This window comes from Streptomyces sp. NPDC003032 (genome assembly GCF_053591415.1).
Genome location: NZ_JBSFTT010000016.1, coordinates 186,529 through 203,090 on the forward strand (window position 1 = coordinate 186,529; position 16,562 = coordinate 203,090).

12 protein-coding genes and 1 pseudogene are annotated in these 16,562 nt (G+C 69.0%); 4 read left to right on the forward strand and 9 right to left on the reverse strand.

Going from position 1 to position 16,562, the window contains the following annotated elements; translation table 11 throughout:
- Positions 1 to 32: 32 nt before the first annotated feature.
- From ACWDZ7_RS23455 to ACWDZ7_RS23495, 9 genes are all read right to left on the reverse strand, one after another.
- Positions 33 to 1,919 carry a glycoside hydrolase family 3 protein gene (locus ACWDZ7_RS23455; protein ID WP_451799472.1) on the reverse strand — a complete coding sequence of 629 codons (1,887 nt, stop codon included), beginning with the start codon at positions 1,917 to 1,919 and terminating at the stop codon, positions 33 to 35.
- A gap of 125 nt (positions 1,920 to 2,044) precedes the next feature.
- Complete coding sequence (locus tag ACWDZ7_RS23460; protein ID WP_451799473.1) at positions 2,045 to 3,169, reverse strand: GH12 family glycosyl hydrolase domain-containing protein; 1,125 nt, start codon at positions 3,167 to 3,169, stop codon at positions 2,045 to 2,047.
- A gap of 280 nt (positions 3,170 to 3,449) precedes the next feature.
- Positions 3,450 to 4,475, reverse strand: a complete 1,026-nt coding sequence (locus ACWDZ7_RS23465) for a LacI family DNA-binding transcriptional regulator (protein ID WP_451799475.1) — start codon at positions 4,473 to 4,475, stop codon at positions 3,450 to 3,452.
- A 90-nt stretch (positions 4,476 to 4,565) separates the two neighbouring features.
- Entirely contained in the window at positions 4,566 to 6,095 is a 1,530-nt protein-coding gene (locus tag ACWDZ7_RS23470) for a PQQ-dependent sugar dehydrogenase (protein ID WP_451799476.1), read from the reverse strand.
- A gap of 64 nt (positions 6,096 to 6,159) precedes the next feature.
- The gene (locus ACWDZ7_RS23475; protein ID WP_451799478.1) at positions 6,160 to 6,861 is read right to left on the reverse strand and encodes a lytic polysaccharide monooxygenase auxiliary activity family 9 protein; all 702 of its coding nucleotides are present in this window, start codon (positions 6,859 to 6,861) and stop codon (positions 6,160 to 6,162) included.
- Positions 6,862 to 6,922: 61 nt separating this feature from the next.
- Positions 6,923 to 8,023: a lytic polysaccharide monooxygenase gene (locus ACWDZ7_RS23480; protein WP_451799479.1), complete on the reverse strand. Its 1,101-nt coding sequence runs from the start codon at positions 8,021 to 8,023 to the stop codon at positions 6,923 to 6,925.
- A 240-nt stretch (positions 8,024 to 8,263) separates the two neighbouring features.
- Positions 8,264 to 9,538: an MFS transporter gene (locus ACWDZ7_RS23485; RefSeq protein WP_451799480.1), complete on the reverse strand. Its 1,275-nt coding sequence runs from the start codon at positions 9,536 to 9,538 to the stop codon at positions 8,264 to 8,266.
- An 81-nt stretch (positions 9,539 to 9,619) separates the two neighbouring features.
- The gene (locus ACWDZ7_RS23490; protein WP_451799481.1) at positions 9,620 to 9,823 is read right to left on the reverse strand and encodes a hypothetical protein; all 204 of its coding nucleotides are present in this window, start codon (positions 9,821 to 9,823) and stop codon (positions 9,620 to 9,622) included.
- Positions 9,824 to 9,955: 132 nt separating this feature from the next.
- Entirely contained in the window at positions 9,956 to 10,840 is an 885-nt protein-coding gene (locus ACWDZ7_RS23495) for a hypothetical protein (RefSeq protein ID WP_451799482.1), read from the reverse strand.
- A gap of 211 nt (positions 10,841 to 11,051) precedes the next feature.
- On the opposite strand from ACWDZ7_RS23495, the pseudogene ACWDZ7_RS23500 reads away from it, so the two are divergent.
- From ACWDZ7_RS23500 to ACWDZ7_RS23515, 4 genes and pseudogenes are all read left to right on the forward strand, one after another.
- Positions 11,052 to 11,153, forward strand: a pseudogene (locus ACWDZ7_RS23500) (HipA family kinase); the annotation flags it as partial.
- Between the two features lie 624 nt (positions 11,154 to 11,777).
- The gene (locus ACWDZ7_RS23505; RefSeq protein WP_451799484.1) at positions 11,778 to 12,674 is read left to right on the forward strand and encodes an alpha/beta fold hydrolase; all 897 of its coding nucleotides are present in this window, start codon (positions 11,778 to 11,780) and stop codon (positions 12,672 to 12,674) included.
- A gap of 2 nt (positions 12,675 to 12,676) precedes the next feature.
- Positions 12,677 to 14,338, forward strand: coding sequence for an FAD-binding dehydrogenase (locus ACWDZ7_RS23510; RefSeq protein WP_451799485.1), 1,662 nt, complete (start codon positions 12,677 to 12,679; stop codon positions 14,336 to 14,338).
- A gap of 148 nt (positions 14,339 to 14,486) precedes the next feature.
- Positions 14,487 to 16,217: a 2-isopropylmalate synthase gene (locus ACWDZ7_RS23515; protein ID WP_451799486.1), complete on the forward strand. Its 1,731-nt coding sequence runs from the start codon at positions 14,487 to 14,489 to the stop codon at positions 16,215 to 16,217.
- Positions 16,218 to 16,562 lie beyond the last annotated feature (345 nt).

Below are 16,562 nucleotides of genomic sequence, written 5' to 3' on the forward strand. Positions count from 1 at the left end.
GGAGCCGTCGGCGTGGGAGTCGTCGGGCCGGGCTACGGATTCCGTGTGGTGGGGTAGGACAGGCCGTAGCCGTACGGGAAGAGCGGGGTCTTGCCGTCGCCGTCGTTGATGGGCTGCTGCGAGGCGCTGTTCATCCACGTCACCGGCAGCTTGCCGGTCGGGGCGTACGCGCCGAACAGCACGTCCGACACGCCGTTGCCCTCGGTGCCCGGCAACCACGCGGCCAACAGGGCCTTCCAGTCGGGCAGTTGCGCGGTGATGTCGAGCGGACGCCCGGAGACCAGGACCACCACGACGGGCACACCGCTCGCCTTGAGCCTGGCGAGGGTCTGGATGTCCTCCTGGTCAAGGCCCATGCCGCCAGGCCGGTCCCCCCGCCCCTCGGCGTACGGCGTCTCGCCGACGACGGCCACCGCGGCCGTGTAGCTGCCGTCGATCCCGTTGCCGTAGCGGTCGTAGGTGACCCGGGAGGAGTCGGTGACGGTCGACCGGATGCCCTGGAGGATCGTGGTGCCGGGCGTGATGGCTCCGCTGCGGCCCTGCCAGCTCATGGTCCAGCCGCCGCTCTGGTTGCCGATGTCGTCGGCGGACTTGCCGGCCACGAACAGCTTCGCGTTCCTCGCCAGCGGCAGGACGCCGCCACTGTTCTTCAGCAGCACCTGCGAGGCGCGTACGGCCTGCCGGGCCAGGGCGCGGTGCTCGGCGGAGCCGACTCCGGAGGTGTACGAGCGGTCGGTGAACGGACGCTCGAAGAGGCCCAGTTGGAACTTCTTGGTCAGGATGCGTCGGTTGGCGTCGTCGACGCGGGCCTGCGGGATCCGGCCGGCGCTCACCTCGCCGCGCAGCAGGGTGAGGAACTTCCTGTAGTCGTGCGGGACCATCACCATGTCGACGCCAGCGTTGACGGCCCTGGTGATCTCGGCGCCGGTGAAGCCGCTCTGCCCGTCGAGCTGGTCGACCGCGGCCCAGTCGGAGACGACGAAGCCGTCGAAGCCGAGTTCGCCCTTGAGCACGTCGGTGACCAGGTACTTGTGGGCGTGCGATCGCACGCCGTTCCAGCTGCTGTACGAGAGCATCATCGAGCCCACGCCCCGCCGCACCGCCTCCTTGAACGGAGGCAGATGGACGGCGCGCAGCTCGGCCTCGGACAGCTCCGTGTTGCCCTGGTCGACGCCGCCGGTGGTGCCGCCGTCACCGAGGTAGTGCTTGGCGGTGGCGAGCACCGAGGCCGGGTCCGTGCCCAGGGTCCCGCCCTGCATCCCGGTGACGAACGTCGTCATGGAGGTGGCCAGTTCGGGCTTCTCGCCGAACGATTCGTAGGTCCGTCCCCACCGGTCGTCGCGGGCCACGCACAGGCAGGGCGCGAAGTCCCAGTCGATGCCGGTGCCCGCCATCTCCTCGGCCACCGTGCGGCCGACGCGCTGGACGAGGGCGGGGTCGCGGGTGGCGCCGAGGCCGATGTTGTGCGGGAAGATCGTGGCGCCGCGTACCGCGTTGTGGCCGTGCACCGCGTCGATGCCGTAGATCATCGGGATGCCGAGCGGGGTCGTCCGAGCGGTGCGCTGAAGTGCGTCGTAGGTGTCCGCCCACGTCTGGGCGTTGTTGGGGCTGACGGTGGAGTCACCCCCGGAGAGCACCGATCCGATGCGGTAGGTGGCGAGGTCGGAGGACGGGACGAGCGCGTCCTTCTCGATCTGCGTCATCTGGCCGATCTTGTCGTCGAGCGTCATCCGGGACAGCAGATCGGCGACGCGCTCGGGCACCGGCAGGGAAGGGTCCTGGTAGGGGAACGCGGCGGCGGCGACGGAAGGTTCGGAAGGCGGGGCGGCGGCGGTCAGCCCGGTCAGGGACAGCGCCACGGCGCACAACGCGGCGACGATCACCGGGCGTGGGCGGCGGGGGGACGACGAGCGGTTCATGCGGGCAGGCCTTTCCGGGACGGTCAGGGCCGGGGGAGTCCCGGGGCCCGCCCTGTTGGCGCAGGGAGGAAGAGCGGGCCCCGGAGCGGGCGGGACGCGGCGGGCTCACCGGCCCGCCGGCCGGGTCACGCGACGGCGCAGGAGGTGCCGTTCAGGCTGAAGGCGGCCGGTTTGGCGAACGCGCCGCTGTAAGTCCCCTGGAAACCGAACGACTGGCTGCCGCCCGGCGCGATCCGCGCGTTGTGGGACAGGCCGCTCGCCGTGACCGCCCCCGAGGACGGGGTGACGGACGCGTTCCAGGCGTTGGTTACCCGCTGGCCGGAGGGCAGGGTGAAGGCCAGCTTCCAGTTGTCGACGGCTGCCGAACCGGTGTTGCCCACGGTGATGTCGGCGCTGAAGCCGCCCTGCCAGGTGTTCGTGCCGTACGCCACCTTGCACGCGACCGGGCCGCCGGGGTCCGGGTCGGTGCCACCGATGTTGACGGTCGACGAGAAGGAGTTCACCGAAAGGCCCGCGCCGTTCTGCCAGGGCTCGAAACCGGCCTGAACACTCGTCAGGTACCAGTCGTCCTCAGCCATGCCGCGAGTGACGGCCTGCCGGACGAAGTCCATGACGTCGAAGCTCCAGCTGGTGATCGCCGACGGGGCGACGAAGGACAGCACGTCGTTGCCGCCGTTGTTGCCCGACCACACCTGCCAGGTGCGCCCGGCCACGGTGGCCGTCCCCACCTGTGAGCCGATGGGCTGGATCGGACCCACCTTGTTGGACCAGATCATGATCTCGGTCCGGTTCACACCGTCCTTGCGCGGCGTCGGGTCGAGCCAGATGTCGTACGAGGCGTTGTAGACGGCGTTGCTGACATAGCCGTACGAGATGCTGGTGGGCGCGCTGGATACGGTGCTGAGCTGCGCCGGAAGGTTGGTGCCCGGTGAACAGTTGGTGTAGTGGCAGCCGTTGAAGATGGACGGGTACGACTTGGGGGCACCGTTCGTCGGCACGGAACCGTCGGCCCGGGTGACCTTGAAGCCCGTGTCCGTGGCGGAGACGCACTGCGTTTCGCTGGTGCCCCAGCGGTTGTTCTGGACGACGTAGCGCCCCTGGACCGTGGTCGATCCGAACGGTTCGCAGATCGTGGTGTCGGCCTGCGCCGGTGCCGCCGTGGTGACCAGCGCGGCGACGACGGCGAGAGCCGTGAGGAGCGTTCCCAACAGTCCGCGCAGGGTGCGGATGTGCTGCGGTGACGATCGCATGCGGGGGCCTCTCGTGAGAGTGCGGGGGGCGAACCAGCGGGAGCGCTCCCCTCTCCCCCGTAATGGGAGCGCTCCCACTTGTGGTTCGGTCGTGGACTCTAAGAGGCTCACATGCCCCTGACAAGGGTGCGCACAGCGACCCGTCGAAGGAATTTCGAAGGCCCAGGTCAAGTGCGTTGCTCAAGAAGGAGGTTCAGGGGGCTTCACGACTTGGGAGCGCTCCCGGAGCCGCCGGGGAGACGCTACGTATGCCAAAAGGAGACGGACGGGTCGGGGCAGGTCAGGCGGAGTCGCGGAGCACCAGCTCCGTGCGCAGGATGACGTGCCGCCAGGCCACCGCCGAGTCCTCCATCTCCTCCAGGAGCAGCCGCACCATGGTCCGGCCGATCTCCTCGATCGGCTGGCGCACCGTCGTCAACTTGGGATCCGTGTGCTGCGCCAGCAGGAAGTCGTCGAACCCGATCACCGCGACGTCCTGCGGCACCCGGCGGCCCGCCGCGCGCAGGGCGTTCAGCGCTCCGGCGGCCATGGTGTCCGATGCGGCGAAGACGGCGTCGATCCCCGGTTCCCGCGCGATGATCTCGGCCATCGCCCCGCGTCCGCTCTGCTCGGTGAAGTCTCCTTCGACGACCCAGGACGGCCTGATGTCGACGCCCGCGCGGTTCAGCGCCTCGCGGTAGCCGCGCAACCGGCACTGGGCGACGTACATGTCCAGCGGCCCGGTGATGGTCGCGATCGCGCCGCGGCCGCTGCCCAGCAGGTGGTCGACGGCGCTCCGGGCGCCCCCGGTGTTGTCCGCGTCGACATAGGTGATGCTCTCGTCGCCCGAGCGCCGTCCCAGCATGACGGTGGGCAGCCCCGCGTCCGCGAGCATGTCGGGCAGCGGGTCCTGGTCGTGCACGGACATCAGCAGCACGCCGTCGACCCGGCCGCCGCGCGCGTACTCCACGAAGCGCCGCCGCTCGTCGTCCGTGCGCACCTGGGTGAGCAGCAGCTGCATCTTGGTGTCGGTCAGCGCGTCCCCGACGGAGCGGATGGTCTCCGAGAAGAAGGGCTCCCCGAACTTCCGCCAGTCCGGTTCCGTCATGACCAGGGCGACCGCGTCCGCGCGACGCCCGGCCAGCGAACGGGCCGCCAGATTGGGCACGTACCCCAGCTCGGCGATGGCGTGCTGCACGGCGCGGCGGGTCGAATCCTTCACGCCCGCCACGTTGTTGATGACACGGGAGACGGTGCCCCGCCCCACACCGGCGAGCGCGGCCACCTCCTCCAGGGTCGGCGCCGTGCCGGGGCGCTGCTTGCCCATGACCGTCTCCCCCCACCCACGAGAAGATCCGATCCTACGGCCAGGGCCGGCCGCGATCGACCAGTCCTGGCCCGCTGCGAGTCGCGGTGGTCAGCGGCCGACGGCGCAGGCGTCCCCGTCGAGTGTGAACCGCGGCGGCGCCGACGAGTCACCGGTGTGGTCGGCGAGGTAGCCGAGGGTGACGCTCGCGCCAGGAGCGATCGTGGCGTTGTGAGGGGCGTTGGTGGCCGTGATGGTGTTGCTTCCCTGGGTGAGGTCGGTGTTCCAGTCGGAGATGACGGTCTGCCCGAGGGCCAGCGGGAACTCCAGTGTCCAGCCGTTCACGGGGGTCCTGCCGGTGTTGGTGACGGTGAGGTCGACCGTCGTGCCGGTGCCCCAGGTCTTCACGGTGCGGTCCACGCGGCAGGTGGGTTCCTCCCGTGCGAAGGACACGCGGTGCAGGCCGCCGGGCAGGTCGTTGACCACGTAGAACTCCCCGTCGACGGTGGTGCCGACCGATGTCACCTGGGTGGGCATCTCGCCGATCTCGGCCTGCTCGTAGCCGCCTTCGCCGTCGGGGCGCAGGGCCCAGACCGTGGACGAGCAGTAGTCGGTGGCGATGTACGTGCCGCCGACGAGATCGGCGTGTTTCCGGCCCCGGTAGACGTGACCGCCGATGACCGAGCAGCCGCCGGTGTACGGGGAGTAGGTGAAGACCGGCTCGGTGTGCTTCTCGCCGGGCACACAGTGGCCGCCGTCGAACCGCTCCAGGCCCTCGTAACAGGACCAGCCGAGGTTCATCCCGCCCTGGCCGGGCGGGAGATGGTCGATCTCCTCCCAGCGGCCCTGGCCGACGTCGCCGATCCACATCGAGCCGTCGGCGCTGTCGAAGGAGAACCGCCACGGGTTGCGCAGCCCGTACAGCCAGATCTCGGCGCGGGCGCCCGGGGTGTCGACGAACGGGTTGTCGTCCGGGACGCAGTAGGCGAGCGGGGCACAGGCGCGGCGCACGTCGAGGCGCATGACCTTGCCGAGGAGGGTGTCAAGGCGCTGCCCGGCGCGCAGGGGGTCCGCGGAGCCGCCGCCGTCGCCGATGCTCCAGTACAGGTTGTCGTCGGGGCCGAACGCGAGCTGGCCGCCATTGTGATTGCTGTACTCGGCGTGCGGCTGGGAGAGCAGGACCTCCAGGCGGGACTCGTCGAGCCGGTAGCGGGCGAGAGTGACCGCGCCGTCGGGCGGTGCCGTGTACGCCAGGTACAGGTGATGGCTGACAGCGAAGTCGGGCGGGACGGCGATGCCGAGCAGGCCGCGTTCGTTGCCCGATTCGTCCACGGCCGACGTGATGTCGATCAGCGGCTCCCGGGCCAGACCGGTGTCCGGGTGGTAGACGCGTACGGTGCCGGACTTCTCGGTGATGAACAGCCGGTCCGTGCCGTCGTCGGGGGCGACGAGGGCGGTGGGCCGTCTCAGCCCGGAGGCGACCTGGGTGGTGGTCGCATGGAGCGACGGCAGGGGCACGGGCGAGGCCGTCGCTGTGGGGGGAGCCGCCGCGAAGGACTGGGTCCCGGCGACGGGCGGCAAGGTGAGGGCGGTCAACAGGAGGGGCAGCAGAAGAGGCCAGGTCCAGCGGCATCGTGACATATCGGCTCCAGAGGCGGAGCGCGCCGGTGCGCCGGGGCGCGAACGGCCCGGCGCACCGACACGGTCAGCGGAAGTTCACATCACTGCAGAGGAAATACGTCTGGTCCATGTGCGAGGCCTGCCAGACCGTGTAGACGACATGGCGACCGCTGTAACCTGACGTGCTCACCGGGATCGAGTAGTTCTGGCTGGGCGCGTACTTGCCGGTGCGGGCCACCAGTTCGAGGTCGCTCCAGCGCAGCGGCTGGGTGGTGGGGTCGAAGCCCTGCCGGGTGACGTAGACCAGGAAGTAGTCCGCGCCGTGACTGGCCTGGTCGTACAGCTTGACGTCGAAGCTGGCCCCGACGTCCTTGGTCTTCCACGGGCCCACGGCGTCCAGCGAGTTGTAGCGGCCGCCCTCGGTCCGGCCGCCGCTGCACAGCTGTCCGTCAGGGACGACCGCCTGGAAGTTGCCGCCGGAGCCGTTGCGGTACAGGCCGTTCCAGTTCCACATGGCGTTGGGGTTGGCCTGCCACGCCTGCCAGCACATGGGGTCCTCCTGGGCCATGGCCGGATTCTGGAAGTCGCTGCCCCAGCGCAGCCAGCAGCCGTAGTTGCGCGATCCCGGGTCGACGACCGACCCGTGGGCCACGGCGGTGCCGCTCCAGGGGATCAGGCTGAGCAGCACCGCGACGAAGGTGCTCAGGACGAGCGGCAGACGGCCTCGCGACAGACGACGACGCGGCAGAGGGCGCCGCACGCTAGGAACATGTGCATGACAATCCATGATCTCCTTCTTTCCGTGGGGGAATGTTGGATCCCTGTGGGGGGTCGTTCGCATGCCGCTGTCACGGATCGACGCAGGTGACCGAGCCGATCGGCAGGTTGTTCCCGGTGGAGGCGGCGGTGAAGCCGAACGTCACGGTGCCGTCCGGCGGGATGCGGCGGTTGTGGTCGACGTTCTTCACCGTCACCGCGCCGTCGGAGCCGGTGCCGGTGGCCAGGGTGCCGTTCCAGACCTGGTTGATCTTGGTGCCGGCGCCCGGCTGCCAGCGCACGGCCCATCCGTCGCGCGCGGTGGTGTTGTGGTTCATCACCTCGACGGAACCCTGGAAGCCGCCGTTCCAGTAGTTCGTCACCTTGTAGAGGGCCATGCACCCGGTGTGCGGGTCGGACGGGGTCGGCGTAGGCGTAGGCGTAGGCGTCGGGGTGGGGGTGGGGGTGCTCCCCGAGCCGCGGATACCGGTCACCTCGCCGTTGCCGCCGTCGAAGACGATGTCGGAGCAGGAGAAGAAGTTCTCCTGGCTGTCCGACCGCACCCACTGGATGAACATCATCGCGTCACCGGAGCGGCCCGATGGCAGCTTCACGTCCCAGTAGTAGTGACCGGACTCGCTGCCCACCGCGCCGGACTGCGGCGGGTCGGTGACGGTCTGGACGAGCTCCAGGTCACCCCAGCCCAGCGGCTTGGTGGGGGAGTAGCCGGGCTTGGAGACGTACACCCGGAAGTCACCGGGGTGCGCGGCCCAGTTGCTGTGCTTGATCCTGATCGTCGACCCGGAGGTGAGGTGCGTCCGGGGCCAGTCGGCGCGGGCGGCGTTGTAGCCGGTGAAGTTGTACGGGGAGCGGTCACCGGCGCTGCACAGCTTACCGTCCGGGACGTAACCCGGGCCGCGTCCGCCCGCGTTGGAGTCGAGCACGGCGAACCAGTTGTACAGCGCGTTGGAGCCGCTCTCCGCGAGCGCCGCCTTGCACGCCGGGTTCGTCGGGTCGAGCGCGCCGGTGCCGGTCCTGGCGTCCAGATAGCAGAGGTAGGTCCGCGAACCGGGCGTCATCGTCACACCGTGCGCCTGCGCGCCGTGCTGACCGACCAGGACCAGACCGAGCCCGCCGATCAGGGTGGCCAGCGCCGCCAGTAAGGACAGTGGTCGTCTCTTGCTTCGGGCCATGGTGCCTCCAGTGGTGGTGCGTGAATGGGAGCGCTCCCATTCACCGGATTGGGTCGGGACTGTAGGAGGCTGGCGTGTCTCTGACAACCCTGATATCGCGCCAATCCGTTGCGCGGAATCCCGGGGCGTGGGCCGGGGGCCGGAGTCCGGGGTCCGGCCATGGTCGACGACGCGACGGGCGGAAGGGGAGCGGGCGCCGCCCCTCCCGGCACGAGGATGTCCACCGCCCGGCAGGGTGCTTCACGCGGCCTTGGACAGGGTGGACCGGTCCGGGCTCGGCGCGTGCTGGGCAGGTGTCACGGGGGTGGTCATGGCTTCTCGGCCGTCGTGGCTCGGCCAGAGGAGGAGGGCGCCGATCGCTCCCGCTCCGGCAAGGACCGCGAGGACGGACCAGGCCAGGGTGAAGCCCGCGCTCGTGCCGAGCCGGCCCGCGATGGGGTAGGTGACCAGCCAGGCCAGGTGCGACAGGGAGAACTGGGCCGCGAACGCCTCGGGGATCGCGTTCCGTGCGACGGAGGCGCGCAGGACCTTGCCGGTCGGCGTGATGATCAGTGCCATGCCGATGCCGATCACGGTCCAGATGATCGCCGTACCGGTCCATGTGGTCAGGCCGGCCGCGGTGAGCGTCACCGCGGCGGTCGTGCCGCCGACGAGGACTCCGGCGCCGGTCATCATGACGGTCCGGGCAGCGATCCGGTCCAGAACGCGAGGCAGTACGAGGGCGGCCAGGAGGGTGCCGGTGCCGGAGGCGGCGAGCATCCGGGCGACGTCCGACTGCGAGCCGCCGAGCCCGTCACGGACGTGGTTGACGGTGTTGACGACGACGATCGAACCGGCCGCCGCGACCACGAGGTTGAGCGCCATGACGCCGCGCAGCCGGGGCGTCCCGAGGAAGGTCCTGATCCCGGCCGCCGCCTTGTCCCATGCCCCGGTGCGGGTACTGGGGCGGGCGTCGGGGACGCGCGTCGACAGGACGAGCAGGGCGGAGAAGAGGAAGCCGGCGGAGGTGCCCAGGAACAGCCGGTCGAAGCTCATGAACGTCAGGGCGACGGCTGCGAGCACGGGGCTGAGCAGGCTCTCCATGGTGGAGGCGACCTGGGAGGCGGACAGGGCACGCGTGTAGTCGGACTCGTCGGTGACGATGTCGGGGATGACGGCCTGGAACGTCGGGGTGAACGCCGCGGACCCGGCCTGGAGCAGGCCGATCAGGACGTAGATGTGCCAGACCTCGGTGACCAGCGGGAGTGCGAGGACCACCGCGCCGCGGACCACGTCGAGGAGGACCAGGAGCGTTCTCCGGGGAAACCGGTCGACGTATGCGGCAGCCAGCGGGGCTATGACCACGTACATGACCATCTTGACCGTCAGGGCGGTGCCGAGGACCATGCCCGCGCGCGGTCCTGCGAGGTCGTAGGCGAGCAGTCCGAGGGCCACTGTGGTCAGCCCGGTGCCGAAGAGGGCGATGACCTGGGCGCCGAACAGGTGGCGGTAGTCGCGGATGGCGAACAGACGCATGGCGGGCTCCTTCCGTGTCCATGCGGCGGGGCGCGGCCCCGGGGTGGAGGCCGTGCCCCGCGAGTACAGGCGGGCTTGTCGCTACGCACCGGTGCCGCTCCCCGGTGTGAGGCCGGCGAGCAGGTTGAAGGCGCCGGTGAGGATGTTGAGGGCGACGACGCCGACGACGCCGACGACGCCGACGAAGTCGGCTGTCGCGCGATCTCCTCTTCGTTCACTCCTAGGGCGCCCCATGGCCCGGCTGAGCTGGAGGTAGCCGCCCAGTACGGCCGGTGAGTGCGCCATCGTGGAGACCATGTCAACGGCATCGCCCACCTCGCCGCCGCCGACCGCCGTGTCGGGTGTGAGGGGGTCAGGCGGGGCATGACGCTCCTTCCGGTGGGGGATGTGCGTTCACGCGGTCGGCGTGGTTCGTGCTCAGTGGTGTGCGTGGGCGCCGTGGGGGTGGTGGTGGCCGCTGTGCTCGGGTGCGGCGTGGGGTGCCGCGTCCGGGCGGGGCGTGGTCGCGGCGGTCCGCACCGTGAACTCAGCCGTTCGTACGACGCCGTTGTGCTGGAAGTCCAGGTACAGGCGGTAGGTGCCGGCCGTGGGCGCGACCGCCATGAACGCGATCTCGGGTCCCGGTGCGGTGGTGCCGTCACCCGGTTCGCCCTCCGGGTGCACGTGGAGGTAGCCCAGGTCGCCGACCCGCAGGGCCACGAGGTGCCCGTACGCGGCCAGATAGGGCTGTAGGTCGGTGACGGGCCGGCCGTTCCGGCTGACGGTGAGGGTCAGTTCGCTCGCCTCGCCGGGCAGGAGTTCACCGTCGAGCGCGACGGTGTACTCGCCGATCCGTGCGGTACCGGTGGCCTCGGGGAGCGGCTTCGGGTCGTACGACCCGGCGACCGCGACGTCGATTCCCAGCGTCATGGTCGCGTCGTGGCCGACCGGGTGGACGTCGGTGAAGAACCTCCAGTCCCCTGGCTCCAGGGCCAGTTCGACGCTCCAGGTGCCCTTCTCGTCCCGCACCGGGTGCACGTGCTGGAATCCGGCGGTGTCGCGCCGGACGGCGATGAAGTGCAGCTCCTTCTCGTGCTCGGCCTTGAACTCGGTCACCGGCCGCCCGTCGGGGCCGATCACCCGGAAGCCGACCGGCTGCGCGCCGGCGGCGAGGATCGTCGAGTCCAGCTCAAGCGTGTACCCGCTCTCGGAGACCGACAGCCCACCGGGCCGCGCTCCGCCGTGAGCGCCGTGGCCGGTGTGAGCACCGTGGCCGGTGTGAGCACCGTGGTTCATCTGGCCGTGGCCGGTGTGGTTCGTCATGACATCTCCCAAGGTGTGATGCGCCTCCCGGCGTCGTCCGCGCCGGGCGTTGATCACGAAGATATACCCCCGGGGGGTATATGGCTACCCTGATGACGCAATCCCGGAGAGCTTGCCGAAGGGGACCCACACCAGGCACGCCTCGCCTGATCACCCCGGTTACCAGGCTCACTTCATGCCGGAGGCGCGATGAAGTAGGTGGCCTGAGAAAATGCTGAGAGAGGTCACCGCGACCTGTTACATCGAGCCCCTGCGCACCGGCGGCTCCGTGCCCGGCGTCGTCGAGGCCGACGATCTCGGTACGTACGTCGTCCCGCATCCGCCGCTGCGGCTCGACACGGCCGAACCGCTTTCCCGCCCGCAGCAGTAGCGACTCCAACACGTCGTCCCACGGGCCTACTTCAACATCGCTCTCCGTCTCCTGGCTGGCTGGCTCAACGCGGCCCGATCGGGTGAGTCACGAACCACCGCCAACCTGTCGGGGCATCAACCCGTCAGGCTCCAAAAGGGCGGCGTCGGCGGGGGCCAGGGCCGGGAAGCCGGAACTGTTTCCGCACCCCCCTTTGCCGCCGCGTGGGCCGTCATGGCGGCGAAACAGTGGGCCGCCTGTGCTGGCCCACCGGCGAGGACGGAGGCCCTCCAGGGTCAAGTTACGCACTCTGTGCGAGCAGGCGCGCACTACGACCATAGTGCGCGCTTCTTATACGCCTACCCACACCACTTAGGCGATTCTACATTGCCGTACAGGTGAATCCCGGCCCCACGGAGGCGGCTCCGAGAAAGCTGCGGGACACGTGCCGTCGGCCGGCGGGATACGGCGTCTCCGTCTTACTGCCTCGCGGGACCACGCGAATCCAGCAACGTTCCCTACCGGTAGGCCCTTCCGAAATCGCGGGGCCGCTGCCGTGCAATCGCACAGACAGAGGAGGAGACCGCAATGACGGATTACGCCACCGTACGTGGGAAGGTCGTGGAGGAGCATTGGGTCGATGTGGACGGAACCTCGACGAGATACCTCGAGGCCGGGGCGGGGAAGCCCGTCTTGCTGCTGCCCGGTGAGGGCAGTGTGGCCGAGCAGTGGTACCCGGTCCTCGAAGGTCTCGGCCACAGCCATCGAGCCATCGCCGTGGACTTGCCAGGGTATGGCTACACCGAACCACTCTTCGGCGACAACGACCCTGCGGAACTGGCCCTCTTTGCATGGAGGTTCGCCCAAGAAATCGGTGTGGAGAGTGTTGCGGTCGTAGGCCACTCACTGGGCGGCGCCGTGGCCGTCCACATGGCCCTCCAACGTCCGGGGAAGTTGACGTCCTTGTCGCTCGTCAGCTCCGCCGGTATGGGGCGCGCCATCAACCCGGCAATGATGGCGCACGCTCTCACCCCTCTGGGGGACCTGACGAGGTGGCTGGTTCCTGTGATTCCCTTCGGACCGGAATTACTCGTGAAGACGATCGGGCTGCTGGGCACTTGCCGCACTTGGCGCATACCTCGTCCTTGGTGGCGCAGTCAGTTGAAGGCCGTCCGCTCGCCTGAAGGTCTGCCCACCACACTGCGCTCGATCCGCGCTTCGGTGGGGCCGCTGGGCCAGAAAAACCCTCTCCTCGGGCGGCTCTCGGAATTGCCCATTCCAGTTCTGGTGGTCTGGGGCGTCCAGGACGTCGTACTGCCTTTCTGGCAGGGAATCCACGCCCGCCGGCACTTGCGCCGCGGTGAGCTGAGGCTGTTTCCCTGCGCCGGGCACCTGATGCCGCTGGAGGCCGCCGACCAGTTCCTGGCCGTCCTCCGCCCCTTCCTTGACCGGGCCGGCGTCGGCGTGCCGGAAGAGGAGCGCTGACCATGAGCGACACGGCTGATGTCATCGTGGTCGGCGCAGGGCTGGCCGGACTGGTCGCGACGCTCGAGCTGACGCGTGCCGGGCGGCGGGTGGTCATCGTCGAGCAGGAGAACGAACGCAACCTCGGCGGACAGGCCTTCTGGGCAGAGGGCGGCCTGTTCCTGGTCGACAGCCCCGAACAGCGGTTGGCGGGGATCAAGGACTCTCCTGAGCTGGCCATGTCCGACTGGCTGTCCTCGGCCGGGTTCGACCGTACGGACGAGGACCGGTGGGCCCGTAAGTGGGCCGAGGCGTATGTGCACTTCGCCGCCGGCTACAAGCGCAGCTACCTGTACCAGCTCGGGCTGCGGCTGCTGCCCGTCGTCGGGTGGGCGGAGCGAGGAAAGGGCACCGCGACCGGTCACGGCAATTCCGTCCCCCGGTTCCACTACACCTGGGGCGCCGGCCCCGAGGTTGTACGGGTGTTCCGTGACCCGGTTCTGGCCGCCGCCGCGCGAGGGCAGGTCACCTTCAAGTACCGGCACAGGGTCGACGAACTCATCCTTGAGGGGGGCTCCGCAGTCGGTGTGCGGGGCGCGGTGCTTGAGCCTTCGCAGGGGCCACGGGGAGCTCCCTCCTCACGGAAGGAGATCAGGAAGTTCGAGATGCGCGCACAGGCGGTGCTCATCGTTTCGGGCGGTATGGGCGGCAACCCCGAACTGGTCCGCGCTCACTGGCCGGTCGACCGCCTCGGCCCTGTGCCAGCCTCGATGCTCACAGGTGTGCCGGCGCACGTTGACGGGCGGATGCTTGGGATCACGGAGGATGCCGGCGGCTCAGTGGTCAACCTCGACCGCATGTGGAACTACCCCGACGCTCTGAAGAACTGGTCGCCCATCTGGCCCGGCCATGGGGTACGCGTCATCTCCGGTCCGTCACCGCTGTGGCTTGACGCCACCGGGCGACGGTTGCCTCCGCCGTTGTTTCCCAGTCATGCGGCCATGCACACGCTGCGGCACATCACGCGGGCCGGTCAGGACCACTCGTGGTTCATCATGACCCAGACGATCCTGGACAGGGAGTTCGCACTCTCGGGATCCGAGCAGAATCCCGACCTCACCGGCAAGAACGCCCCGTTGCTGCTCCTACGGCTGAAGAAGAGCACGATGGGGCCGGTCCGTGCGTTCCTTGAACGTGGCGAGGACATCGTGATACGCCCGACGCTGGCTGCGCTGGTGAAGGAAATGAACAAACTGACCCCTGAGGCACCGCTCGAATACGCGCGTGTCGAGCGGGAGGCGGTGGCCCGCGACCGGCAGACAGTCAACGCCTACTACAAGGACATGCAACTGATGTCCGTGCGCAATGCCCGCACGTACCTGCCGGAGCGGCTCCTGCGGATCGCCGCCCCCCACCGCCTGCTCGACCCCTCACACGGCCCGCTGATCGCCGCACGCCTGCACCTGCTCATCCGCAAGACTTTGGGTGGAGTGCAGACCAACTTGGACGCGCAGGTTCTACGACCGGGCGGAGCTGCCTTCGACGGCCTGTACGCGGCCGGTGAAGTGGCCGGGTTCGGTGGCGGAGGAGTGCACGGATACAACGCCCTGGAGGGTGGCTTCCTCGGTGGCTGCGTCTTTTCCGGCCGGACAGCTGGCCGAGCGCTCGCCCGAGACCTCGCATGACCCGTCGTACCGCCCTCTTCTGAGCACCTGCCAAGCCCAACTGGCGAGGTGGACTCACGAACCCACAGCAGCAGTGGGTAAGGCGTCGGTCGACGTGGCCACCCGCTGACGTTGTCCTTGATCCCCGATTCTCCGAAAAGAGGACAAGATGGCTGACCTTCAGCAGTCACACCGGACTTTCTCCCCGCAGCACATGGGAGTGCAGGCAACCAGCGGCATGCCGTTCCGCAAGTACGCGCCCTACAAGCCGATCGGGCTGGCCGACCGGACTTGGCCGAGCCGACGGCTGACCGAGGCGCCCCTCTGGGGCAGCGTGGACCTCCGGGACGGCAACCAAGCTCTCATCGACCCGATGGACGTCGCCCGCAAGCGCAGGATGTTCGATCTCCTGGTGTCCATCGGCTTCAAAGAGATCGAGGTCGGCTACCCTGCCGCGTCCCAGGACGAATATGACTTCGTCCGGCATCTGATCGAGACTGATGCCATTCCCGACGACGTCATCATTCAGGTTCTCACCACCATCCGCACCGACGCCCTCAAACGCAGCGTCGACGCGGTCCGCGGTGCCCGCAAGGCGATCGTGCAGTACATCATTCCGACCTCCGTGGCCCAGCGCCGGGTGGTCTTCCGCGCCAGCCGCGAAGAGATGCTGGCCATGGCCCTCGAAGGTGCCCGGCAGGCAGTGCGCTTGCAGGAGACGACACCGGAGACCGAGCTCTTCCTGTCCTTCGTCCCCGAGTCCTTCACCCAGACGGAACCCGACTTCGCCCTGGAGATCTGCAATGCGGTGCAGGAGTACTGCGCCCCCCGCACCGACCGCACGCTGCGGATAGCCCTGCCCGCAACAGTGGAGACATTCCCGCCGCACGAGTTCGCGGACCGTATCGAGTACATGAGCCGGGAGTTGGCGCACCGGGACCGCACCATCCTCGCCCTGCATCCGCACAACGACCGCGGCAGCGCCATCGCCGCGACCGAGCTGGCACTGTTGGCCGGTGCCGACCGCGTGGAAGGTTGCCTGTTCGGAAACGGCGAGCGCACCGGCAATGTCTGCTTGCCGACCCTGGCGATGAACCTCTTCTCCCAGGGCATCGACCCCATGCTCGACCTGCGTGACCTGGACGGTATACGGCGCGTGGTGGAGGACTGCAACCAACTCCCGGTCTCCAGCCGCCACCCCTGGGTGGGTGAGTTCGTGTACACCTCCTTCGCCGGCACACACCAGGACGCCATCGCCAAGGGACTCAAGGCCCGCGAGGAAGAGGACGCCGACGCCTTCTGGGACGTGCCCTATCTCCCTGTCGACCCGCGCGACATCGGCCGCAGCTATCAAGCCCTCATCCGCATCAACACCCAGTCAGGCAAGGGCGGCATCGCGCACCTCCTGCGAAGCACACAAGGTGTGGTCCTGCCCAGAAGGCTGCAGATCGACTTCGCGCACGTCATGCAGAAGTTCTGCGAGGAGCAGGGCGGTGAGGTCGGCGCGGACAAGCTCTGGCAGATCTTCGTGGACCGGTATGTCACACCCGGTACGGAGCCAGTGCAGGAAGGCACGGCGGACGATCCGACAGCGGTCTTCGACCTCGACCGACGCTCCGGTGACTGGCGTGAGCCGGCTCAGCTCCTGCTCGCCGCCCTGTGCATACCGGCTACGGTGCAGGACGTCATCGTCGACCGGCTCGAGGGACGCACCGACTGCGTCGCCTTCTGCGAAATCATGCTGGGTGCAGGCACGCATGGTCTGTGGGGGGTGGGCATGCACAAGGACGAGGCTGAAGCCGTCCGAAGCGCGGTGCTGACGGCGGCCCGGCGTGCCCGGCCCGAGGAGCCACAGACGCAAAGCAGTCCGGCCGCGTCCCCGAAGACGCCTGCCACCTGAGTGACCCGGAGCCCTGCGTGTCTGGTGGTGTGCGTCCACTTCGCAGACACGTGGGGCCTACCCGGCAAGCCGTATCGCGAGTCGCTCCGCCCCAAGCCAATGCAGGACTCCGAACCGACATCGCGCAGGGCGAACGCGGTTGTCGGCAGCCCTCTTCACATCTCTGCGTTCGTTCCGCAGGAGTAGGCGTCTCTGCGAGGGACAGCACGCATCCGAATGCCACTTCAGCTCAGGATCAATAACGTTCGACCGGAGGGAAAGCGATGGGTAGGACACTCGCGGAGAAGGTCTGGGACGACCATGTCGTCCGGCGCGCCGAGGGCGAGCCCGACCTCCTCTACATCG

What these genes read in the sequence shown, in the direction of transcription:
- ACWDZ7_RS23455 (WP_451799472.1), bottom strand. Translation starts at nt 1,919, where the DNA reads ATGAACCGCTCGTCGTCCCCCCGCCGCCCACGCCCGGTGATCGTCGCC.
- ACWDZ7_RS23460 (WP_451799473.1), bottom strand. Translation starts at nt 3,169, where the DNA reads ATGCGATCGTCACCGCAGCACATCCGCACCCTGCGCGGACTGTTGGGA.
- ACWDZ7_RS23465 (WP_451799475.1), bottom strand. Translation starts at nt 4,475, where the DNA reads ATGGGCAAGCAGCGCCCCGGCACGGCGCCGACCCTGGAGGAGGTGGCC.
- ACWDZ7_RS23470 (WP_451799476.1), bottom strand. Translation starts at nt 6,095, where the DNA reads ATGTCACGATGCCGCTGGACCTGGCCTCTTCTGCTGCCCCTCCTGTTG.
- ACWDZ7_RS23475 (WP_451799478.1), bottom strand. Translation starts at nt 6,861, where the DNA reads ATGGATTGTCATGCACATGTTCCTAGCGTGCGGCGCCCTCTGCCGCGT.
- ACWDZ7_RS23480 (WP_451799479.1), bottom strand. Translation starts at nt 8,023, where the DNA reads ATGGCCCGAAGCAAGAGACGACCACTGTCCTTACTGGCGGCGCTGGCC.
- ACWDZ7_RS23485 (WP_451799480.1), bottom strand. Translation starts at nt 9,538, where the DNA reads ATGCGTCTGTTCGCCATCCGCGACTACCGCCACCTGTTCGGCGCCCAG.
- ACWDZ7_RS23490 (WP_451799481.1), bottom strand. Translation starts at nt 9,823, where the DNA reads ATGGCGCACTCACCGGCCGTACTGGGCGGCTACCTCCAGCTCAGCCGG.
- ACWDZ7_RS23495 (WP_451799482.1), bottom strand. Translation starts at nt 10,840, where the DNA reads ATGACGAACCACACCGGCCACGGCCAGATGAACCACGGTGCTCACACC.
- ACWDZ7_RS23505 (WP_451799484.1), top strand. Translation starts at nt 11,778, where the DNA reads ATGACGGATTACGCCACCGTACGTGGGAAGGTCGTGGAGGAGCATTGG.
- ACWDZ7_RS23510 (WP_451799485.1), top strand. Translation starts at nt 12,677, where the DNA reads ATGAGCGACACGGCTGATGTCATCGTGGTCGGCGCAGGGCTGGCCGGA.
- ACWDZ7_RS23515 (WP_451799486.1), top strand. Translation starts at nt 14,487, where the DNA reads ATGGCTGACCTTCAGCAGTCACACCGGACTTTCTCCCCGCAGCACATG.